The 19,100-nt window shown below is 68.9% G+C and carries 23 protein-coding genes and 4 pseudogenes; 11 read left to right on the top strand and 16 right to left on the bottom strand.

Going from position 1 to position 19,100, the window contains the following annotated elements; all coding sequences use genetic code 11:
* Positions 1–213: 213 nt before the first annotated feature.
* A complete protein-coding gene (gene sigJ / locus ACGFNK_RS43895; RefSeq protein WP_393426422.1) occupies positions 214–1,152 on the bottom strand; it encodes an RNA polymerase sigma factor SigJ in 939 nt (312 codons plus the stop codon).
* Positions 1,153–1,313: 161 nt separating this feature from the next.
* On the opposite strand from sigJ, the gene ACGFNK_RS43890 reads away from it, so the two are divergent.
* Positions 1,314–2,414, top strand: a complete 1,101-nt coding sequence (locus ACGFNK_RS43890) for an LUD domain-containing protein (RefSeq protein WP_393426419.1) — start codon at positions 1,314–1,316, stop codon at positions 2,412–2,414.
* Between the two features lie 41 nt (positions 2,415–2,455).
* On the opposite strand, the pseudogene ACGFNK_RS43885 reads toward ACGFNK_RS43890, so the two are convergent.
* Positions 2,456–3,321, bottom strand: a pseudogene (locus ACGFNK_RS43885) (IS5 family transposase); the annotation flags it as partial.
* Between the two features lie 347 nt (positions 3,322–3,668).
* Here ACGFNK_RS43885 and ACGFNK_RS43880 point away from each other — a divergent pair.
* A complete protein-coding gene (locus ACGFNK_RS43880; protein ID WP_393426416.1) occupies positions 3,669–3,965 on the top strand; it encodes a hypothetical protein in 297 nt (98 codons plus the stop codon).
* A gap of 154 nt (positions 3,966–4,119) precedes the next feature.
* Positions 4,120–4,317 carry a hypothetical protein gene (locus ACGFNK_RS43875; protein WP_393426413.1) on the top strand — a complete coding sequence of 66 codons (198 nt, stop codon included), beginning with the start codon at positions 4,120–4,122 and terminating at the stop codon, positions 4,315–4,317.
* A gap of 271 nt (positions 4,318–4,588) precedes the next feature.
* On the opposite strand, the gene ACGFNK_RS43870 is transcribed toward ACGFNK_RS43875, so the two are convergent.
* The 4 genes from ACGFNK_RS43870 to ACGFNK_RS43855 form a co-directional block, all read right to left on the bottom strand.
* Positions 4,589–4,768, bottom strand: coding sequence for a hypothetical protein (locus tag ACGFNK_RS43870; RefSeq protein ID WP_393426410.1), 180 nt, complete (start codon positions 4,766–4,768; stop codon positions 4,589–4,591).
* Positions 4,769–4,884: 116 nt separating this feature from the next.
* Positions 4,885–5,505, bottom strand: a complete 621-nt coding sequence (locus tag ACGFNK_RS43865; RefSeq protein ID WP_393426407.1) for a dihydrofolate reductase family protein — start codon at positions 5,503–5,505, stop codon at positions 4,885–4,887.
* On the bottom strand, positions 5,505–6,011 hold the full coding sequence (locus ACGFNK_RS43860; RefSeq protein WP_393426404.1) for an SRPBCC family protein: 507 nt from the start codon (positions 6,009–6,011) through the stop codon (positions 5,505–5,507). The genes ACGFNK_RS43865 and ACGFNK_RS43860 overlap by 1 nt, the downstream gene beginning before the upstream one ends.
* Positions 6,012–6,014: 3 nt before the next feature.
* Positions 6,015–6,356, bottom strand: a complete 342-nt coding sequence (locus ACGFNK_RS43855; RefSeq protein WP_393426401.1) for an ArsR/SmtB family transcription factor — start codon at positions 6,354–6,356, stop codon at positions 6,015–6,017.
* Between the two features lie 109 nt (positions 6,357–6,465).
* On the opposite strand from ACGFNK_RS43855, the gene ACGFNK_RS43850 reads away from it, so the two are divergent.
* Positions 6,466–6,744 (top strand): hypothetical protein, encoded by a 279-nt coding sequence (locus ACGFNK_RS43850; protein ID WP_393426398.1) that lies wholly within the window; start codon positions 6,466–6,468, stop codon positions 6,742–6,744.
* A 30-nt stretch (positions 6,745–6,774) separates the two neighbouring features.
* On the top strand, positions 6,775–7,644 hold the full coding sequence (locus ACGFNK_RS43845; protein ID WP_393426395.1) for an alpha/beta fold hydrolase: 870 nt from the start codon (positions 6,775–6,777) through the stop codon (positions 7,642–7,644).
* Positions 7,645–7,844: 200 nt separating this feature from the next.
* Here ACGFNK_RS43845 and ACGFNK_RS43840 read toward each other — a convergent pair whose 3' ends face one another.
* Entirely contained in the window at positions 7,845–8,177 is a 333-nt protein-coding gene (locus tag ACGFNK_RS43840; RefSeq protein ID WP_393426392.1) for a hypothetical protein, read from the bottom strand.
* Between the two features lie 61 nt (positions 8,178–8,238).
* Here ACGFNK_RS43840 and ACGFNK_RS43835 point away from each other — a divergent pair, with 61 nt between their 5' ends.
* Positions 8,239–9,135, top strand: a complete 897-nt coding sequence (locus ACGFNK_RS43835; protein WP_393426389.1) for an aminoglycoside phosphotransferase family protein — start codon at positions 8,239–8,241, stop codon at positions 9,133–9,135.
* A 243-nt stretch (positions 9,136–9,378) separates the two neighbouring features.
* Here ACGFNK_RS43835 and ACGFNK_RS43830 read toward each other — a convergent pair whose 3' ends face one another.
* The 4 genes and pseudogenes from ACGFNK_RS43830 to ACGFNK_RS43815 all read right to left on the bottom strand — a co-directional run.
* Positions 9,379–10,533 carry a serine hydrolase domain-containing protein gene (locus ACGFNK_RS43830; RefSeq protein ID WP_393426386.1) on the bottom strand — a complete coding sequence of 385 codons (1,155 nt, stop codon included), beginning with the start codon at positions 10,531–10,533 and terminating at the stop codon, positions 9,379–9,381.
* Between the two features lie 532 nt (positions 10,534–11,065).
* A complete protein-coding gene (locus tag ACGFNK_RS43825; protein WP_393426383.1) occupies positions 11,066–11,635 on the bottom strand; it encodes a hypothetical protein in 570 nt (189 codons plus the stop codon).
* Positions 11,635–11,877, bottom strand: a complete 243-nt coding sequence (locus ACGFNK_RS43820) for an RNA polymerase sigma factor (RefSeq protein ID WP_393426380.1) — start codon at positions 11,875–11,877, stop codon at positions 11,635–11,637. The genes ACGFNK_RS43825 and ACGFNK_RS43820 overlap by 1 nt, the downstream gene beginning before the upstream one ends.
* Before the next feature lie 25 nt (positions 11,878–11,902).
* Positions 11,903–11,986 (bottom strand): annotated as a pseudogene (locus ACGFNK_RS43815) (IS5/IS1182 family transposase); the annotation flags it as partial.
* 96 nt (positions 11,987–12,082) lie between these two features.
* On the opposite strand from ACGFNK_RS43815, the gene ACGFNK_RS43810 reads away from it, so the two are divergent.
* Both ACGFNK_RS43810 and ACGFNK_RS43805 read left to right on the top strand, forming a co-directional pair.
* Complete coding sequence (locus ACGFNK_RS43810) at positions 12,083–13,066, top strand: phosphotransferase family protein (RefSeq protein WP_393426378.1); 984 nt, start codon at positions 12,083–12,085, stop codon at positions 13,064–13,066.
* Positions 13,067–13,201: 135 nt separating this feature from the next.
* A pseudogene (locus tag ACGFNK_RS43805) lies at positions 13,202–13,423 on the top strand (hypothetical protein); the annotation flags it as partial.
* Here the strand turns inward: ACGFNK_RS43805 and ACGFNK_RS43800 are convergent.
* From ACGFNK_RS43800 to ACGFNK_RS43785, 4 genes are all read right to left on the bottom strand, one after another.
* Positions 13,392–14,414, bottom strand: coding sequence for a GNAT family N-acetyltransferase (locus ACGFNK_RS43800; RefSeq protein WP_393426425.1), 1,023 nt, complete (start codon positions 14,412–14,414; stop codon positions 13,392–13,394). The pseudogene ACGFNK_RS43805 and the gene ACGFNK_RS43800 sit on opposite strands and share 32 nt — an antisense overlap.
* 230 nt (positions 14,415–14,644) lie before the next feature.
* Positions 14,645–15,430, bottom strand: a complete 786-nt coding sequence (locus ACGFNK_RS43795) for a Ku protein (protein ID WP_393426376.1) — start codon at positions 15,428–15,430, stop codon at positions 14,645–14,647.
* Between the two features lie 295 nt (positions 15,431–15,725).
* The gene (locus ACGFNK_RS43790; RefSeq protein WP_393426374.1) at positions 15,726–16,361 is read right to left on the bottom strand and encodes a DUF6461 domain-containing protein; all 636 of its coding nucleotides are present in this window, start codon (positions 16,359–16,361) and stop codon (positions 15,726–15,728) included.
* A gap of 522 nt (positions 16,362–16,883) precedes the next feature.
* Entirely contained in the window at positions 16,884–17,063 is a 180-nt protein-coding gene (locus ACGFNK_RS43785) for a hypothetical protein (RefSeq protein ID WP_393426372.1), read from the bottom strand.
* On the opposite strand from ACGFNK_RS43785, the gene ACGFNK_RS43780 reads away from it, so the two are divergent.
* Complete coding sequence (locus ACGFNK_RS43780) at positions 17,062–17,355, top strand: integrase core domain-containing protein (protein ID WP_393426370.1); 294 nt, start codon at positions 17,062–17,064, stop codon at positions 17,353–17,355. The genes ACGFNK_RS43785 and ACGFNK_RS43780 overlap by 2 nt on opposite strands.
* Positions 17,356–17,512: 157 nt before the next feature.
* Here the strand turns inward: ACGFNK_RS43780 and ACGFNK_RS43775 are convergent, their stop codons facing one another.
* The gene (locus ACGFNK_RS43775) at positions 17,513–18,076 is read right to left on the bottom strand and encodes a dihydrofolate reductase family protein (protein ID WP_393426367.1); all 564 of its coding nucleotides are present in this window, start codon (positions 18,074–18,076) and stop codon (positions 17,513–17,515) included.
* Between the two features lie 443 nt (positions 18,077–18,519).
* Between ACGFNK_RS43775 and ACGFNK_RS43770 the strand changes: the two genes are divergently transcribed.
* Both ACGFNK_RS43770 and ACGFNK_RS43765 read left to right on the top strand, forming a co-directional pair.
* A complete protein-coding gene (locus ACGFNK_RS43770) occupies positions 18,520–18,729 on the top strand; it encodes a hypothetical protein (RefSeq protein ID WP_393426364.1) in 210 nt (69 codons plus the stop codon).
* A 118-nt stretch (positions 18,730–18,847) separates the two neighbouring features.
* A pseudogene (locus ACGFNK_RS43765) lies at positions 18,848–19,099 on the top strand (helix-turn-helix domain-containing protein); the annotation flags it as partial.
* Position 19,100: the final 1 nt, after the last annotated feature.

The following is a 19,100-nucleotide window of genomic DNA, read 5'->3' as shown; positions in this document are numbered from 1 at the left end:
ACCAACCCCGGCGGATACACCCAGGTCAACAGCCCAAGACCCGATAAGTCAGACGCACTTGCAGCCACCCGCACCACCCCCGGCACCCACTCCCAGCCAGCCTACGCCCACAGCAAAAGCAACGGCATTGGGTCTAGGGCGTGTTTGAGATATGGGCTCGGTGCGGGCTGGTACTGGCCACGATACGATCGCTGCGGTGTCTCGGAGCGCTCCTCAGCTGATCCGCCAGGGACGGAGCTTCTGGGGGTTTCTCACCGCCCAGATGTGCCTGATCCGGTCGCCCGCGATCTCGAACGCGAACACGGTCGAGAGGTTGCCGTCCTGCTGCGTCACCAAGCCGGGCAGGCCGTTGACCGTGCACTCCAGGAACGTTGTGCGGTCGCCCGACACACGGGCGATCTCGGCGTAGGCGCGTGCGATCTGCTCGCTGCCCACGATCGGGTGCAGGTGGGTGACGGCCAGCCCGCCGCCGTCGGCGGTCGCGGTGGCGTCGGGGTCGAGCAGGCTGATCAGGGCGTCGATGTCCTTGGCCTCCCACGCCGTTCTGAACTGCCTGACGATGCCAGCCTGCCCGGCACTCGGGCCCGCCGGGCTCTGCGCGGTGCGGATGCGTCGGCGTGCAGACGAGGCCAGTTGGCGGCACGCCGCCGGAGTGCGGCCGACGATCTCGGCGACCTCGCCGAAGGGGTAGCGGAAGACGTCGTGCAGGACGAACGCGACGCGCTCGGCCGGGGTCATCGAATCGAGGACGACCAGGAAGGCCATCGTCACCGACTCGTCGAGGGTGACCCGGTCGGCCGGGTCGGTCCCGCCGGCGCCGGAGCGCCCGGTGATCCACTCCGTGGGTTCGGGCAGCGGTTCCGGGATCCAGTCGCCCACGTATGTCTCCCGCCTGGTCCGCGCCGAGCCGAGCAGGTTCAGGCAGATGCGGCTGGCGACCGTCATCAGCCAGGCGCCGGGCGACTCGATGGCCTGCTGCTCGCGTGCGGACATGGCGTACCAGCGGGCGTAGGTCTCCTGCACGACGTCCTCGGCGTCGGCAAGGGACCCGAGGAGTCGATAGCCGAGGTTGATCAGCTGGCGCCGCTCACTCATGATCGCGCTGAGGCCCGGATCGCTCTGACCGTCCCCGGGCTCGGTTCTCGTGGTCATGGTCTGGCCGTCTCCCTCGCTCGCTTCTGTGCCGCTACCCCCTACGACAAGACAGCGCACCGGAATGTGAGGCCGACGCGCCACCTCACATTCCGAAGCGCTGCGTTGTCGTAACGGTGTCGTACCGGTGAGGGCGACAACGAGACGGAGAGGGGACTTTGATGAACGACCTCCAGACCATCGCGGACCGCGTCGAGATCGAGGCACTGCGCGGCGAGTTCACCGACGCGGTGATGATGCGCGACCGACCCCGCCTGGCGGCGCTGTTCACACCGGACGGTGCCCTGCGCATGCCCAACATCCCCGTCGAGCAGATCGGCCGCGAGGAGATCCTCGCCGGGGGCGAGCGGCTGCAGAGCCAGTGGGACTTCTTCGTACAGAACACACACCCCGGCACGATCCGGCTCGACGGCGACACCGCGACCGGCCGCGCCTACATCCAGGAACTCGCGCGCACCCTCGACGGACGCGAGGGTCTGAACTACGCCGTCTACCACGACCGTTACCAGCGCACCGAGGAAGGCTGGAGGTTCGCCGAGCGGGTGTACGAGGTCAGGTACCTCGACACCTCCCCGCTGGCGGGCACGGCGCCCCACGCGACGCAGGGCTCCGGGACCGACCCAGCACACGCCACGGCCACCCCGGCTCCGGCCCCATCCTTCACCGACCCGGCAACGGCCGAACAACTGGAACGGGTAGCCGCCGCGCTGCGTGCGGGCGGCTTCGCCGCCGAGATCCTCGACGACGCGGCAAAAGCGCGCGCCCGCATCAAGGACCTGGTCCCCGAGGGCGCCAGCGTGCTCACCGGAGCCAGCGAGACCCTCCGACTGTCCGGCATCGACGAGGACATCAACGCCAGCGGCCAGTACGACGCCATCAGGCCCCGCACTCTGGCCATCGACCGTGCCACCGGCGCCGACGAGATCCGAAGGCTGGCCGCCAGCCCCGAATTCGTCGTCAACAGCGTCGCCGCGGTCACCGAGACCGGCTCGCTCGTTCTCGCCTCGGGCAGCGGCAGCCAACTCCCCGCCAACGCGGGCGGCGCCGCCCACGCGATCTGGATCGTCGGCGCGCAGAAGGTGGTGCCCGACCTGAGCACAGCCCTGCGCCGCATCGAGGAGCACGCCCTCCCACTGGAGAACGCCCGCGCCCAAGCGCTGTACGGGATGCCCAGCGCCGTCAACCGTCTGCTCATCCTCAATGCGGAACCCCGCCCAGGGCGCGGCACCGTGCTGCTTCTCCGGGAGGCCATCGGATACTGACCCAGCCGAGGGTCCGTTTGACTCACGAGCTCAGAGCCAGTCATTGAGGCGATCTGGACGGTGGCTTCGTAGCGGACTGCGAGCTTGTCGTACCGGGTCGCCACGGCCCTGTGCCGCTTGAGGCGGTTGATTCCACATTCGACCGCATGCCGAGCCTTGTAGTCCTCGCGGTCGAAAGCCGGTGGCCGCCCGCCGGCCGCTCCCCGGCGCCTGCGATGACCCGCCTGATCTGCCGGTTCCGGGATGGTGCACCGAATGCCTCGGCGCCGCAGATATGCCCGGTTGGCGCGAGACGAGTAGGCCCGGTCACCCCGCACCCGTAGCGGGCGAACGCGAGGACGGCCGGGGCCAAGTCTTGGCACTCGGATGGCTTCCAGCACGGCGACGAACTGTGGGCTGTCGCCGCGTTGCCCGGCCGTGACCAGTAGAGACAACGGCCGCCGCCCTTGCTCGCAGGCGAGATGGATCTTCGATGTCCAGCCCCCGCGCGAGCGTCCCAGGCCACGGTCGTCGAGCTCAGTACGGCTTCCACCGGGCGGTTCCTTCTGGTTCTGCCCGTCGCGCCGAGCACCCGCGGCATGCTGGTGGGCACGGCAGATCGTGGAGTCGACGTTCACCTCCCAGGTGATCAACCGGCTGCGTCAGCCCGTGCCTGAAGGCTGGTCAGTGCCGTCGCCCACACCCCGTCGCGCTGCCATCGACGGAAGAGTCCATAGACCGTCTGCCACGGCCCGTATTCCGGTGGAAGATCCCGCCACGGGCCACCCGTTCGCACCCGCCAGCGGATCCCATCGATCAGCTTCCGCCGGCATGACGACGGTCGACCCAGCACCGCGACCGGCAACAACGGCTCTGAAGCGGCCCACTGGCCATCCGAAAAAATCCCCTCGCCCCACACCGAGATCATCGCGGCACAAGGCGAGACCCAAGAGCCACTTCTAAAACACGACCTAGTGGTCGACGCGGTGTAGCGGAGCTTCGGTCCCTCGGCCGCAGCATCAGGAGCGCCGCCCTCAGTCACGAGTGATTGACCTCCTCGGCGCGGTCCGCCACGAGGTCGTGGAGAGGCGCGGGGAACGCGCGAGCGGCCTCGCGGTCCTGCTGACAGGCCTGGCGGTCGGCCTCTCACGCAGGTTTAGCCAGGCGTGACCATCCAGTCCACAATGGAATTGGTGACTACGTGCGACGCGACGCCCACCTCCGAACGCTTGCGTCGAATCGTCGAACGACACGACACCGAACGAGGAGGACCCCATGTACGTCGTGGTCCAGCACAAGATCTTGAACCCCGAGACGGCGTTTCCCCGTGGTCAGGCCCTTATCGACGGCACCGGAGCGCCCGACGGCACCTGGGTGCTGCAGTTCTACCCGCACGTCGACGGATCCGTCGTGACGTGTCTCTGGGAGGCGAAATCCGTAGCAGACGTCCAGGGCTTCGCCGACACAACTCTCGGTGACTCGAGCGTCAACGTGTGTTATGAGGTCGACGCGGAGAAGGCATTCGCCGACCACCCTGGTGGCCTGAGGCCGAAGTCGGCTCCTGTCACCTAGGTCTTCCGGATCACCTCGCGGACCAGATGAAGATGCCCGCGATGTGCAGGGCGGCGAGGTAGACGGTGGCGGTCTTGTCGTAGCGGGTCGCAAGACCGCGCCACTGCTTTACAGGGCGGGGGGACGATGAGTTGGGGCGAAAGGCGGGGGCTTCTTGCGGGACGACAGGCGGCAGATTCAGACGGCGGTGCTGGGAAGCGGGGACTCCGACGAGCCGCTGACGCTGCCGCTGGAGGCGATCGAGCTGGACGCCTTCCGCCGACGGCACGAGCACGACACGTTCTGGTGCGGGCTGTTGCTCGGAGGCTTTGGTGATCAGCTGACCACCAAGCTGTACACGGACCTTCTCTGAACTAAGTCCGAGAAGGCGGTTGGTCTGTCGTCATGGCCGCAGACGGTTTATTGATCACCATCTGGGAAGGTGGGACCTACTCGCCACCATCACTCCCCGCTGAAATCGAAGAGCCGGTAAACGGGGCGTAGTCGGTGTCGATCACCACCAGGGGAACATCGACGCGCCACTCAGCCGACGCCGTGCCGTCGGCACCCTCACAGGGAACGAACGGCACCACCTTCGACTGGAACAAGGCATTCAGCTCGTCTTCGGTGACCTGCTCCGGTGATCAGCCGTCGTTCTCGGTGGCGTCGATCACCAGCCGCGGTCTGCACCGGGTTGGCCAGCTCGATCGCCGCCTCGTAGCGAGCCCACGATCGCTGCTTCGTCGCCGTTCTCGTTGCTGGGAAAGTTCGTCGTAGCCGGGGATCACTGCGGACAGCAGTTCGGGCACCGTGTCGGCGTACATGGCCAGCTCCCCGCCCCCATAGGTGAGCACGTATCGCCATCCGTCGTCGCCGCCAGGGCGGGCCGGGCTGTCCGCGGGCAGCTGACCTCGGTGGGAGAGCGCTGAGTTCGGGACAGTTACCGCTCCCGGACGGTGTAGGTCAGGTGCGTCACCCTTGGGGAGGGCTCCGCGCGGACAGGCTCCAGGGCCACGCGGCCCGCGTCCACGCCCTCGAACAGGCGGATCCCGGAGCCGAACAGCACGGGTGACAGCGCGATCGAGAACTCGTCGATCAGGCCCGCGTTCACGTACTCCAGGATCGTCGCGCCGCCGCCCGCGATGCGGACGTCGCGGTCGCCGGCGGCCTCGCGGGCCAGGTCAAGCGCGGCCTCGATGCCGTGGTTGACGAAGTGGAAGGTGGTTCCGCCCGGCCGCTCCCACGGGTCACGCTTGGTGTGCGTCACAACGAAGACGGGGGTGCGGAACGGCGCCTCCTCCGGCCACATCTGCTCGCCGGCGTCGAACATGCGCTTGCCCATCACGCTCGCGCCGGTGCGCTCGAACGTCTCCCGCGCGATGTCGTTGTCGCGCCCCTCCTCGCCGCCCTCGCCGAGCTTCAGGTTCTCCCGGAAGAACCGCAGCGGGAAGGCCCACTGCTGGAGCTCCATCCACAGCTGCCCCATCAATTCCTCGGGGGACTCGGGCGCGATGAAACCGTCCAGCGACATCGACACGCTGAAGAACACCTTCCCGGCCATCAGCCCTCCGCTCCCTTCCGAACGATCTCGGTGACGTACGTAGCCAGGTTGCTCAGGGTCTGTCGGCCGCCCTCGATCGCGTGGTACTTCTCGACCGCCTCGTCGCGCAGCTCCTTGGTGGGGAACACCGTTCGCATCTCGATCCGGGTCGCCGCACCGTCGGACTCGAACGTCAGGACCGACTCGAAGGCGTTCGGGTCGTCGCGGAACTCACCGTGGAGAAACTCGATCCGCTCCGGCGGGGCGAGCCCGGTCCAGGAGATCCACTCCTGGTAGTCCGTCCCGTCCGGCCCATGCAGCACGAAGACCCACTCCCCGCCGACGCGGAACTCGAAGGACCGCGTGGTGGTGGTGAACCCCTCCGGCCCCCACCACCGCGACAGGTGCCGCACCTCGGTGAACGCCTCGAACACCAGCTCCCGCGGGGCGTCGATGACCCGGGAGATCACGATCTCGCGGCCGGCTGTCGCCGATGGCGCCGGCGTTCCTTGTTCTGTCGCGCTCATCAACTACTCCTCTTGACTTGTCTGTTTCAGTTCCTGCACGTAAGCGTCGAGCCGGCCGAAGCTCTCGTTCCAGAACCGCTCGAACCCGCCGGTCCACTCGTGCACCGGTCGCAGCCCGCGGGCGTCCAGGCCGTAGAGGCGCTGCTTGCCCGCCCCGCGGACCCGCACCAGCCCCACCTCCCGGAGCACGCGCAGGTGCTTGGACGCCCCCGGCTGGCTCATCCCCAGCTCCCGGGCCAACTCGGTCACCGGTCGCTCACCCGCCCGCAGCAGCGCCAGGATGTCCCGGCGCTGCGGCTCGGCGATCGCGTTGAAGACGTCCGACGTCGTCGCTGCTCGTGCCATGAAAGCATCATATTCCGATATCGGCATGCGTCAACGGGTCTTGTCAGGTCCCACCTGGCGGCTTCGACTGGAGCGGGCCGGGGCTCCTTCGGCGGGGCAAAGCAGACCTTTGAGCGGTCTTCCCGAAGCTCCGACCGCGCGCCGGGCCACCGCCTTGTTCACCCGCCACCGCGACGGCCTGACCAGCGAGGAAGGCCTCCACCTCAAGCAACTCCTCGATCGCCGCCCGGAGTTGGCCGGCACCGTCGCTCACGTCCGGGAGTTCGCCGAGATCATGGACCAGCTGGACGACGGGTGGCTGGGGGAGGGGGACGGTACCCGCGGCGCCGCCAAGCCGACGCCGTCCGCGCCAAGGCCGTCGGGGCACTGCGGGCACCGGGGCCGATGAGTTCTCGATGGGGACGGGGTCTACACGGTCATGACTACGCAGATACTCGAGACTCCCGAGGCCGATCTCACCTATGACGTCCACGGCCCGCTGCCGACCGCCGACGGACGCCCGCCGCTGGTCATGATCGGCCTGCCCATGGACGCCAGCGGCTTCCGCGCGTTGGCGTCGCACTTCCCCGACCGCACCGTGATCACCTGCGACCCGCGCGGCCTGGGCCGCAGCACCCGCAAGGACGGCCGCGTCGACCATGCCCCCCAGACCCACGCTGCCGACGTGCACGCCGTCGTCGAAGCGCTCGGCGCGGGCCCCGTCGAGCTGTTCGCCAGCAGCGGCGGTGCGGTGACCGCGCTCGCCCTCGTGGCGGCCTACCCCGAGGACGTGACCACCCTGGTGGCGCACGAGCCGCCGCTCATTGCGGTGCTCCCCGACGCCCAGGCCGCCGAGCGCGCCCGGGCCGGCATCCGGGATGCGTACGAGAAGAAGGGCTGGGGTGCCGGCATGGCCGCCTTCATCGCGATGACATCGTGGCAGGGCGAGTTCACCGACGACTACTTCGCCCAGCCCGCCCCGGATCCCGCCTCCTTCGGGATGCCGACCGAGGATGACGGCTCCCGTGACGATCCGCTGCTCTCCGACCGGTCCTGGGAGGTCAGCAGCTACCGGCCCGACGTCGACGCGCTGACGGCGGCGCCGACGCGGGTCGTGATCGCCGTGGGCGAGGAGTCCCGGGACACCTTCACCGGACGCACGTCGGTGGCGACGGCCGAGCTGCTCGGACAGCAGGCGACGGTGTTCCCGAGTCATCACGGCGGCTTCGTCGACGGCGAGTTCGGCTTCCCCGGGCAGCCCGAGGCCTTCGCGCGCAAGCTGCGCGAGGTCCTCGACGACGCCAGCTGACGATCGTCCTGCAGGCAATCGCCGCCCCTCACCCGCGCGGGCGGTACGTGACATGAGTGTCGCCCGCCCGTACGGGGCCCGGTCCGGCCGCCCGGGAGCCTGCTCATCGGGTGATGATCAGCTCGACGGCCATGCCCATCAGCGTCACGCCACCCAGGGCCACAACCAGCGGCTCGGCCCCTGCCGGGTGACGGTGCCCGCTACGCCGCGGTCATCGTCCCCCCCGGCCCGCTCACCGGCGGATCCACCAACTCCGCCCGCCAGTTCCGCCCCGCCCTCTGGGCCGACAAGCCCCCCACCTGTGGGCCTACCTCAGCATGGGGGAGGTCCTGCCTGGCAGCGGACGCGATCTCGGGGAAACCCGTTGTGAGGTCGGTGCCCTTGCGGGAGCGCATGAGGACACTGCCGTCCTCGGTCCGGGCGATGAGACAGCGGAAGCCGTCCCACCTCGCCTCGAACGCGTCGGAGCCCTCCGGCGGCAGGTCCTCGGCCGGAGCGGCCAGCATCACCTCAGGCAGACGCATGGTGACCAACAGCGAGATGCTCCGGAGAGCGAGAGCCGCTCCGCCTGCCGCCTCAGTACTGTGACTTCGCATGACCGACACCGAGATCGAGATCACCGCAGACCTGGTGCGCGACCTGCTGCAGGAGCAACATCCAGATCTTGCGGGGCTGGCCATCCGCGAGGTGGCGGGCGGCTGGGGCAACCAAATGTGGCGCCTCGGGGACGAGTTGGCCGTGCGCATGCAGCGCATGGACCCCACCCCGGAGCTCCAGCTCAAGGAGCGGCGGTGGCTACCCGTGCTGGCCCCGCGCCTGCCGCTCCCGGTGCCGACCCCGGTACGGTTCGGTGAACCGTCCGAGCGCTTCCCCAAGCACTGGACCGTGATGACGTGGGTTCCCGGTGAGCCGCTGGACCACGGCTCGATCAGCCGGGGCGCCCACGCGGCCGACACACTGGCGGGCTTCCTCAGGGCGCTCCACGTGGAGGCGCCCGCCGAGGCGCCTATCAGCTCGGACTTCGGCGCTCACCCCAAGAAGTGCACGGACGGCTTCGACTACTTCTTTGAAGCCGTTGTCCCCGGCGGTATTGCCGACGAGGTCCGGGCCGTCTGGGACGATGCCGTTGCGGCCCCCGAGTGGGAGGGCCCGCCGGTGTGGGTGCACGGTGACCTTCATCCCGCGAACGTCGTCGTCTCGGACGGAACGCTCTCGGGCATCGTCGACTTCGGTGCCATGTTCGCCGGCGATCCGGCATGGGATCTAGCCGGCGCATGGGTGCTGCTACCCGCGGGCACGGCCTCACGATTCTTCGACATGTACACGCATGCAGACGAGGCGGCGATCCGGCGCGCCCGCGGGCTGGCCGCTATGAAGAGCCTCTTCCTGATGCTCATGGGGAAGAACGGAGACCGGGGCCTCCCCGGCGGCAAGCCGAACTGGGGACCTGTAGGCCGGGCGGCACTTGATCGTGTTCTGAAGGGCGTTTAGTGCACGCTTCTTTGCTTGGCTTGTCGCATCGGCCATCCACGCGGGTCAAGTGGCGTGCCCGCGCATGATGCGCGGGTGCGGGGAGGTTTCGGAACGCGGCTGTGGCGGTGGCGGCCTGTCCTGCAGGTGTGGGGAGGTTTCGGAACGCGGCTGTGGCGGTGGCGGCCTGTCCTGCAGGTGTTCCGAAACCACCATCACGGGGCCGCGTGACCCGCCACCCCGCAGCCGGCGTGTCCCCGCCTCTCAGAGCACGCTGTAGAGGGCGTCGATGAGCGCCATCTTCCGAGGGTCGTCGGCGATGTGCGGCCCCATGCGGTTCATGACGTAGCCCAGCGAGACGCCTGCCTCCGGATCAGCGAGACCGCAGGAGCCGCCGAATCCGTCGTGTCCGAAAGCCCTCGGGTTCGGACCGTAGGAGTTGTTGGGGCCGCTGAGCCAGAGGCCGAGGCCGATCTCCGTCGCGTTTTCGAAGCCGGCGCCGAGCACCAGATCGCGGCAGGCGCCCTGTCCTTCACGGACCCGCTCAGCAGCCTCCGGCGAGAGGACGCGATGCGAACCGTACGCCCCCCGCCCGGCGAAGATCCCGTACAGCGCGGCGACCGCCCGTGCTGTGCCGTGCCCGTTGGCGGCCGGGATCTCGGCGGCCCGCCACGCCGCCGTATTGGCCTCGGTCGCGCCCGCCAGGGGATTGGCCAGTGCGGCCAGCGCCACGGGCGCCAACTGGCTGAAGATCGCCGCCTGTTCACTCGACGAGGCGGCCGGCGGATGCACCAGCTCGGCCGTGCGCCCGGCCTTCTTCTCCGGCAGTCCCACGGTGAAGTCGATGGCGAGCGGACCGGTCACCTCCCGCTCCAGGAACGCGCCCGGCAGCAGCCCCGAGACGCGCCGCACCACTTCACCGACCAGGAAGCCGTACGTCAGCGCGTGATAACCCGAGACCGTGCCCGGCTCCCACCAGGGCTCCGTCGCCGCGAGGCGCTTCGTGGTCAGCTCCCAGTCGTAGAGCTGCTCGAGCGAGTGCGGCTCACGCAGTCCGGCCAGGCCCGCCCGGTGCGACAGCAGATGCCCTACGAGCACCGACTCCTTGCCCGCCGCCGCGAACTCGGGCCAGTACGCGGCCACCGGCGCGTCGAGGTCGAGCAGCCCGCGGTCGGCCAGGATGTGCGCGCACAGCGCCGTTGGCCCTTTCGTGGTCGACCACACGTTGACCAGCGTGTCCCGCTCCCAGGCACGCGTCCGCGCCGCATCCGCCCAGCCGCCCCACAGGTCCACCACGGTCTCGCCGCCCACTGTGACGGTCACGGCCGCGCCCAGCTCGTCGCGGTCCCGGAAGTTCTCCTCGAACGCGACGCGCACCGCCTCGAAACGTGTCTCGCAGTGGCCCTGAACCTGGGACATGGGTCCTCCGTCGTCCGCCGGGAACACCGGGCGCGGAAGGGCGGCCCCGGCTTCACTGAACATACCGACTGGTCGGACTGGATGGAAGTCGCTGTACCCGACGCGTCCCAGCCCGATTCGAAGGCGGGCTCGATCCGGAATGCGGGCCCGTACGGACCGCGAGATGTACGGCAGGACGCACGAGGCAGTGCGGGCCAAGATGGACCGCGAGATGCACGGCAGGAAGCCGGCTCCGGGTTCCGAGGCCTCGGGTTCACACGCGGCTGTCGGCGGCCCGTCGCAGGCAGCAGTGCCCGTACCCGGTATCGCCACGGCTGCCGCCCTGTCCTCGCCGCCCCCTTCGCGTGACGCCCGTGCCCATGTCATCGCGGAATCCCTGCCCGCCGGCGCTCGCGGCGGATATCGCCATCGAGTCCTCGGGCAACCCGGCCGGGCTGCGCGCCTCCGTGTACGGAGTGGACCCGGGAGGGTCTGGTGGTGGGCCTCGGTCTGCTCCCGCCCGGGGATAACCCGGTCGCCACGAACGCGGTGATTACGAGGGAGCTGGGGCTGGTCGGCTCCTTCTGCTTCGACACCGAGCTGGCCGAGGTGCTCCGGGCGCTGGCCGATGGCCGTCTCCTGGCCGACCCGGTGGTGAACTCCGTACTCCCCGTGGCACACACCGGCGAAGCCAGAGGCAGTATTCGGCGACCAGGTGGCCGACGCCGGCGGCGAAGCGCCACCAGAAGCGGGCGCCGCTGCTGTTGCCGGCCAGGTGCAGCAGGCAGGCGAAGACCAGGGCGCCGGTCTTGTCGGCGTACTGGCTGTCGATGAAGTCGTCCAGGTGGCGGTCGGCGTTCGGGCCGAACAGCACCAGGAGACTGACGGCGGTCAGTCCACCAGGCGCGTCGGCGTCGGGGGTGCGGTCGTAAGCGGGGGGCCACGCGGTGTGGGCGAGGGCGGTCTCGGCGGTGCGCTGGCGGGGCGGGCGGTGCCGGGCGGCGTGCCGGCTGCGCAGGCGGGCTTCGGCGGCCGTGACGTCGTAGTCGGCATTGCGGTTGCGGGTGCGGGCCTTGGCCAGCAGGTCGTCGATGGTGCGGGGGTCGGGCGGCATGGTGCTCATCAGGGGGTCTTCCCGTCAGGGTGCTCCGGGCAGTGGACTTTGAGCAGGGTGGCGAGGCGTTCGCGTCCGGTGCGGAGCTGGGAGCGGACGGTGGCTTCGCCGTGGCCCATCAGTACGGCGGCTTCGGCGACCGTGAAGCCCATGTCGTAGGAGAGGACGCTCGCGTCGCGCTGCCGCTCGCTCAGGGCGGCGACCGCGCCGTACAGCTCGATGGCATTGGTGAGCGTGCCGTACGGGTCCACGGTCAGGTCCGCGAGAGCGGCCTCGAAAGTCGCGGGCGAGTCGGCGGTGGTGCATGAGCCAGCCGAGGGTCCGCTCGACCACCCAGCGCCGGGGAACTACCTTGAATCCTTGGACTCCGGAGTCGCGTTGGACGACTTCGACGTCGATGCCCTGTTTTTGAAGGTTCGCCTCGGGATGCTCCTTCGTGATCACTAGGCTGTTGTCATGGCTGAGGGCGAGACCGCGGCGGTTGTTGAGGCTGATGTCGATGACCTGGGCTGGTCCGACACCCGTGTCTGGGCGGAGCGGAGTCTCCGTCCCGGGGACCGGATTCGTGGTGTGGGAGCGCTGCGCGGGGGATGGACGTCACAGATGCGCCGCCTCGATATCGAGGGGGAGGGTGAGCCGTACTCTCTCGTCCTCCGGTCGTTCGTAAGACCGTTCTTCGTGAAGCACGCGCTGGGACTGCTCACGCGGGAAGCGGACATCCTCCAGCTACTCGCGGACACAACCGTGCCGGCCGCTCGTCTTCATGGTGTTGATGCGTCAGCTGAGCACTGCGATCATCCGTCGCTGCTGATGTCGTTGCTACCAGGCAGCATCATGCTGGACGCGGAGGACATCGAGCGGAGGGCAGAGCTCCTTGCCCGGCAACTCGTGGCGATTCACGGGTTGCTCGTTCCGGAAGGAACCCGGCCGCGCACCTATCAGGCCTGGACCAGTCCAGAGCGGGTGCGGCTTCCCGAGACCTCGAAGCGACCGGACGTGTGGCAGCGAGCAGTGGATGTGATCCGCCGCCCGCCCCCGGCTTACCGACCATGCTTCCTGCACCGTGACTTCCACCCCGGAAACGTGCTCTTCACGGGAGAAGGAACCGGCCTGGCGATCACCGGTGTCGTGGACTGGGTGGAGACGTCCTGGGGACCCGCCGACCTGGACGTAGCCCACTGCTCCACTGCGCTTGCTCTGCTGCACGGAGTGCGCGACGGCATGCGGCTGGCGGATCATTACATCGCGGCCGGTGGAACGCTCAGCGACAAGCCGGCCGACCACCTGTACTGGCGCGTGCTGGATGCGCTGGCCTTCGCACCGGACGCGGAGAAGGTCGCCGAGCCCTGGCGGGAACTCGGGAGGGAAGACCTGACGTCGTCCGTGCTGACCCAGCGCTTGGAGGACTACCTCCAAGCACTCTTCAGCCGGTACGGCTGAGGACTCGCGGTCAGCGCAGTCCGGTGGTCTGCGTTCCGGCCAAGACTGCGAGTCCCGGGAGCGGGGACGCTTTGGGATGCCTCCAAGACCGCGGAGCATGGCGATCTGCCCCAGATAAGCGAAGGAGTCCGTGGTCAACTCCACTTCGGCTCGCTGCGGCAGTTCACCCTCGCCAACTCCCACCACCACACCATCACCCACGCCCTGCCTCGCTACCTGCGCTGGCGCAACGCCAAGGACCGTCACCCCAACGTGCTGGCTGCCCAACGCCGCGAGCGCGCCCGCATCCGCAGCGAGAAGCACACGGTGAATCCTGCTCAGCGCATCAGAAGGGAAGACCCCGCAGGTCCACGCTGATGGTGGGATGAGGCAGGCCGGCCAGGTCGTAGATCATGGTGGTCAGTGGCGAGGTCCGCGCGCCGTCGGGCTGCTGGACGGTGACGGGCACGGAGAGCCGGCTCCATCCCAGCTGTGTGTAGAGCGGGATCAGGTCCGGGCGGCAGAACAGAATCATCGTCTCGGCGCCGGCCGCTCGTGCGTGCTCGACCGCCACGCTGATCACCGTCCGGGCGAGGCCCTGCCCTCGATGGGCGGGGTGCACCAGCACACCGCCCAGCCCCGCGGCGCGGCGTGGTAATCCGTCGAAGGCCATGTCCCGAAGCAGCCATCCCGCGGAAGCCACCGGTCGGCCTTCGGAGACACCGGTGACGGTGTGCTGTTTGTCAGCCCACACCAGACCGAGCCCCTTCACCCCGGATGGGTCGGACAGGCCATCGCGGAGTGCGGCTCTGTCCTCCGGAGAACCGGGGCCCAGCGCATGCATCAGCTGAAGGTCCGCGCCACCGTCGTCCACCACATGCTCCGCAGCGGCCGCGGCGGCGGGGTCAAACCGGTAGCGCAGACAAGGCCGGCCGCTGGACTGGACAGTCCCGTCCGCCTGGGCGCCCAGGCGGCGCAGTACCGCGATCGAGGACGCATTGCCGGGCAGGACGAACGCGAAAACGGCGGGGAGCGAGAGGCGGCGAAATGCCAGGTCCAGGCACGCACGGCCCGCCTCGCCGGCGATCCCACGGCCTTGGGCCCGTGGGTGCACGGCAAAACCGAGGTCAACCCCGTACTGGGCCCGATTGCGCAGTCCCACCCGGCCGAGAAACGCGTGCGTTGCGGCATCCCTGACCGCAAAGTCGCCGTAGCCGTGTCTGGTCCAGTGGGCGACGTGGTCGTCGCACATGGCCTCGGCCGCAGATCGACTGTCCGCCCGGCCGGTCGCCAGCCATCGCATGACGCTGTCCTGACTGACCACAGCCTCAAAGAGATCGTCGCTGTCCCCACGGCGGATCGGCTCCATCACAAGCCTCTGGGTGCGCAGAACGGGTCCACTTAACCGGGCCACTCAGCAACTCCTCTCGATCAAAGACTGCAGGAGCGTACCCGGCGACTCTTTGGAACGAGCGGGAGGCAACCGGTGAACCTGTCCAGCCACAGCACGAGCGGGTGGGGCCGGGCGTTCGGGGAGTTCGGCGTCGGGTTTTCCGATGTACCACTCGATGCGCTGGCGCAGGACAGTGGAGCGGTCGGTCAGTCTGGCGTGTGGCGGTGGCCTGCGGCCTTGCGCAGGCTCTCTTCCAGCGCCGTCATCAAGTCCACCGCCGGTTCCGGCTCGGCAGGCCGCACCAGTTGGCCTCCGGACTCCTTCGCCGCGACCAGCTGCTCCAGTGCCGTGGCGTACTCGTCGTGCAGCGCGGCGAGGTCGACGCCGGGCAACTGGGCCATCAGCAGGGAGGCGAGCTCCAGTTCCTGCCCGGTCACCGCTGTGGTTGATCCGATGCCGCCGGGTTCGCGGACTTCCTCCGGCCACAGGAGGGTCTGGACGACCAGGGTGTCCCGGCGCGGCCACAGTGCGGCCAGGCGCTCTCTGGTGCGCAGCGTCACCTTGGCCATGGCGGCGCGCTCGGCCCGGGCCAGCGCGGCCACCAGCAGTGCGTACGGCCGCTGCCCGGCCTGTCCATGCGGCGCGGCGTAGTAGCCGCGGGAGAACAGGAGCGGGTCCAGGCCGTCGACGGGGACGAACCCGATCACGTCGATGACGTGCCTGCTGGGCAGCGGCAGCGCCTCGAGATCTTCTTCCCGCAGCACCACGGTGCGCCCGTCCGGGGTCTCGTATCCTTTCGCGATCTCCCGGCTGTCCACCTCACGGCGCTCGGCTTGGCAGACGCGCCGGTGCCGGATGCGGGCACCGTCCGCGGCGTGCACCTCATGCAGATCCACGCCGTGCCGTCGCGTCGCGGGGAACAACTGCACCGGCAGGCTGACCAGGCCGAACATGATCCAGCCGGTCCACACCGCCTGCGTGGGCACATCCATATCTCCAGCCTCCGCCGCAGCATGCGGGGGCGCACCTCGAGCGGAGCGGTCGCTCCGATCACGGGCCCAGTGCGTAGGCGGTGGCGGCGGTTGATGACCAGGGTCCGCCACCGGCCGCGTAGGGCGCTCGGCATCGAGTTCGGCAGTTCTGTCTCCATCTGTTGCATGTGAGGAGCCAGGTGGTTAGAAAACAACAGGTCAGCTCAGATGTTGACCCGGCAGGAGCGGACAACAGAGGGACAAGCGCGGTTCTATCCCACCAGCGGAAAACAGGACCTGGCCATCCAAGGCATCGTCAGGTGAACGCGGCTGCCGGCAGCTCTGCCTCCGTCTCCTCCCAGGGGAGGTAGATGCCAAGCTCGCCCTCCAGGAACCGCAGGAACGCGACATCGCCCACCTCGTTACCGCTATGAACGAAGCCGAGCGCCACTTCGGCTGGGGCGCCGTTCGTAAGGTGCGGCAGGCCGGGCTCGAAGGACGTCACCGGCTCCCCGTGGAGGGCGTAGTCGACGCGGCCGAAGCCCTTCGCGTTGCGATGGATGCAAAACGCCCGCCCCCGCTGGGACAGCGCCGCGAGGTAGTACGCCGTATGGCAGTGGGATTCCTCCAGCGCATACGCCCAGCCCGCCACCGAGCCCGCTCGGACGATGGTGACCGGCGGGGCGGGCAGAAAGCCGGCGCTCGTCAGCCGGGCAACCGCCGCTTCGTCTTCCCAGTCCAGGAAGTCGAGGTCACTGATGTGGTCCTCCTCATCCCTGAGTAGCAGCTCGCGTGCCGCGGAGCGGGTCAGCGGGACAATGTGATGCTCCTCGGCGCCGATGCTGCGCAGCAGCTCGTACGGCGAGAGACCCTCGCTGAGTGTGAGCGTGAAGCTGATGTTGTAGGCATTGGCTATCCAGCGCAGCCCGTTCTCCGTACGTCTCCGGTTCATCAAGCCGCCCTCCCTGCATGGTGGTCCGCCGCGATGGCGGCCCTCTCGAGCAGAACCTAACGCTCGGCGCTCACACCCACGGGCGGTACGCCGGTCGCCTACACCGCTTGGTGGGACTCGACCGAAGAGTCGCCGTACCGGTGACTGGAAGGGCAGGTACGGACAACGGCCCCTGGCGGCCCTCGATTTCCCCTCGCAGTTCACATCCGGGCCCCGGCGCGCCTTTTAGCGACGTAGGCGTTGGCGATCGCGGGGGCCCGGAGCCGCTCGCAGGAAGGAGCACCGCATGGACCCGGTCACGGCATCGGTCGAGGAGCGAGCGCGACCGCCTGGCGGCCGCCATGACGGTGGGAGGCTCCAGCGCGGCACGGCGTGAGCCGTCACGGGCCCTCGACGGGCCGATGACCGAGTACGAGGAGGCCTTCAGCCGGTTCTGCCGGGAGCTGGTTGTCCCGCTGACTGCGTACCTGGTGTCCCAGGGTGCCTCGGCGCACCTCGCCGCCGAGCGGGATCCGGTTCCGGTCACCAGGTGGTGTACGGCCTCGGCGGCTGCGTCGGCTGCTGAGGGGGAACGTCGGTGCTGCCGCCGCCGTACGGTGCGGGCGCGGCCCGGTCCGGGTCGTCACCGCCGAGCATCATGTCCGGGTCTAACATGACGATCGCGGCGGCGATCAGCAGGACGGCGAACGGCGCGGCGAGCATGACCAGGAGGAACGACAGGAGGGTGGCGGACGGCGCGGACGCGGTCCGGCGACGACCGCTGCTCCGACACGTCCGTACCAGGGTGAGGAGCCCACAGACCAACGGCGTAGTCGAACGGTTCTTCGGCACCCTTAAGTGCGAACGCCTCTACCGCGCGATCATCGGCGACGGCAATGCCTTCGCCGTCGAGATCAACCAGTTCCGCCACACCTACAACACCCTCCGCCGCCACCAGGCACTCGACGACCGGACGCCGCGACAGGCGTACCTCACCAGCCGGGAGAGCCAGTAGCCACCGGTCCGGTCGTCCGTTAGGGGATCCCTGTCCGGACGGATCGTCTGCGGTGAAGAATAGGATCGATCCGGCAGAGACGTCACGATCGACTCGGAACACAGCGCCACGAGATCCTTGGGTGGCCCGAAGCCCGCGCTGATCCGCCGTCGGGCACTCAGCGCCTGGTCTCGTACCTGGTCAGCACCACGCCGTCGGGAATCGTCCGGGTCTCCACCAGGCTCAGGTTCACCCAGTTGTCCAGGGCTGTGAAGAACGGCGTGCCGCCGCCCACCAGGACCGGATGGGTGACGATCACGTACTCGTCGATCAGCCCGGCCCGCATGGCCGCCGCGGCGAGTGTGGCACCGCAGATGTCCATGGGGCCGCCGTCGTCGGCCTTGAGCCTGGTGATCTCGGTGACCGCGTCGCCGGTGACCAGACGGGTGTTCCAGTCGACCGTGCTGGTCGTAGAGGAGAACACCACCTTCGGCATGTCCCGCCAGCGGCCGGCGTACTCGATCGCCGCCGGTGTGGCACCCGGCTGCTTGTCGGCGGTCGGCCAGTGGGAGCTCATCGTCTCCCACAGCTTGCGCCCGTACAGCGCCAGGCCCGTCGCGTCCACCCGGTCGGACCACCACTGGAACAGCTCGTCGCTCGGCACGCTCCAGCCGAGGTCGTCGCCGGGCGCGGCGATGTAGCCGTCCAGGCTCATGTTCATGCCGAAGGTCAGTTTCCGCATGGCGTCAGCCTCCCGTGAGTCGGTATTCGGCGTACAGACCAGCACGGCGCGCAAAACTCATCGGTCAGGCCACACCGAGGGCCAGTTGACCACCACGCCAAGCAGATGCTCCGTACGGATCCGCAGTGCCTGAGTTGCTGCACGCGTTGCGGCAGCCATCGCCGGATCCGCCATGCCCTGGACGGTACAGATCGACGTGAACAGACGGGGGATGATCTCGGGCACAAGCTCTTCGGAGCCCCGCAAACGCAACCGGTCACTCGCCACCTAAAACGCTCAGTCACACGTATTCGTGAGCCGAAGCGCGGTAGCTGTCACCAAGGCAGGCTTGTTGCCACCGGCGAGGCCGTAGGTGCACGGAAGGCTGACCGTTCCGACTGAACTCTGAGCTCGGCTGAGCGCGTCGCGTTCCTCAGGACGGAACAGATGGGGATCTTGAGGTCATGGTCTTCATCCCGCTTCTGGTCCACGATCGCGTTGCGGGTGCTGTGCTCGATGCAGGCGACATCCAGACGGTCGGCGAGATCGGTGAGCGCCTGGGCGAACTCCTGGGGAGTAGCGGTGTCGTGATCGCCCTTGGCCCGGACTTCCTCGGTGCTGACCAGTGGTCGGCGTTCGTGTCGGCCGTCAAGGGCGATGCGTTCGCCGCCTGAGGCCGACGCGACGACTACGGCGAAGCCTCGCCGTCGGTCTGGCGGGGCTTCGCCGTAGTCAGGCACGGGCACGGGCAGGGGTCAGCTACAGGTCCTGATGTTGTAGGAGGCCCACCGGATGATGCCGTCGGCCGAGGCCGAGGTTCACGCCCGTACTCCCCTCGGCCCGATCGCCACGAACCCGGCCCTCCCCGAGACTCTCCGCACCTGGCTTTCCCTGCACGGCAGTTGGGACCGCACGGCGGTCGCCCTGTCCGTGCACCGGAACACGGTGCGGCAGCGGGTCGCGCGGTGTGCGGCCCTGCTGGGCATGGACCTCGAGGATCCGGACGTACGGATGGAGGCGTGGTTCGCGTTGGGACAGGAGTGAC

Origin of the sequence: Streptomyces sp. NPDC048825, from assembly GCF_043198355.1 — a bacterium.
GTDB classification, from domain to species: domain Bacteria; phylum Actinomycetota; class Actinomycetes; order Streptomycetales; family Streptomycetaceae; genus Streptomyces; species Streptomyces xiangluensis.
Note: the sequence above shows the minus strand (reverse complement) of the source record. Positions and strands in the feature narration are given on the sequence as shown.

Coding starts and splice junctions, on each gene's coding strand:
- ACGFNK_RS43835 (WP_393426389.1), top strand. CDS start 8,239: ATGACCGACACCGAGATCGAGATCACCGCAGACCTGGTGCGCGACCTG.
- ACGFNK_RS43870 (WP_393426410.1), bottom strand. CDS start 4,768: ATGTACGCCGACACGGTGCCCGAACTGCTGTCCGCAGTGATCCCCGGC.
- ACGFNK_RS43800 (WP_393426425.1), bottom strand. CDS start 14,414: ATGGAGCCGATCCGCCGTGGGGACAGCGACGATCTCTTTGAGGCTGTG.
- ACGFNK_RS43790 (WP_393426374.1), bottom strand. CDS start 16,361: ATGAACCGGAGACGTACGGAGAACGGGCTGCGCTGGATAGCCAATGCC.
- ACGFNK_RS43845 (WP_393426395.1), top strand. CDS start 6,775: ATGACTACGCAGATACTCGAGACTCCCGAGGCCGATCTCACCTATGAC.
- ACGFNK_RS43770 (WP_393426364.1), top strand. CDS start 18,520: ATGGTCTTCATCCCGCTTCTGGTCCACGATCGCGTTGCGGGTGCTGTG.
- ACGFNK_RS43865 (WP_393426407.1), bottom strand. CDS start 5,505: ATGGCCGGGAAGGTGTTCTTCAGCGTGTCGATGTCGCTGGACGGTTTC.
- ACGFNK_RS43830 (WP_393426386.1), bottom strand. CDS start 10,533: ATGTCCCAGGTTCAGGGCCACTGCGAGACACGTTTCGAGGCGGTGCGC.
- ACGFNK_RS43775 (WP_393426367.1), bottom strand. CDS start 18,076: ATGCGGAAACTGACCTTCGGCATGAACATGAGCCTGGACGGCTACATC.
- ACGFNK_RS43880 (WP_393426416.1), top strand. CDS start 3,669: ATGTACGTCGTGGTCCAGCACAAGATCTTGAACCCCGAGACGGCGTTT.
- ACGFNK_RS43810 (WP_393426378.1), top strand. CDS start 12,083: ATGGCTGAGGGCGAGACCGCGGCGGTTGTTGAGGCTGATGTCGATGAC.
- ACGFNK_RS43825 (WP_393426383.1), bottom strand. CDS start 11,635: ATGAGCACCATGCCGCCCGACCCCCGCACCATCGACGACCTGCTGGCC.
- ACGFNK_RS43890 (WP_393426419.1), top strand. CDS start 1,314: ATGAACGACCTCCAGACCATCGCGGACCGCGTCGAGATCGAGGCACTG.
- sigJ (WP_393426422.1), bottom strand. CDS start 1,152: ATGACCACGAGAACCGAGCCCGGGGACGGTCAGAGCGATCCGGGCCTC.
- ACGFNK_RS43785 (WP_393426372.1), bottom strand. CDS start 17,063: ATGCTCGCCGCGCCGTTCGCCGTCCTGCTGATCGCCGCCGCGATCGTC.
- ACGFNK_RS43780 (WP_393426370.1), top strand. CDS start 17,062: ATGACCAGGAGGAACGACAGGAGGGTGGCGGACGGCGCGGACGCGGTC.
- ACGFNK_RS43860 (WP_393426404.1), bottom strand. CDS start 6,011: ATGAGCGCGACAGAACAAGGAACGCCGGCGCCATCGGCGACAGCCGGC.
- ACGFNK_RS43855 (WP_393426401.1), bottom strand. CDS start 6,356: ATGGCACGAGCAGCGACGACGTCGGACGTCTTCAACGCGATCGCCGAG.
- ACGFNK_RS43795 (WP_393426376.1), bottom strand. CDS start 15,430: ATGGATGTGCCCACGCAGGCGGTGTGGACCGGCTGGATCATGTTCGGC.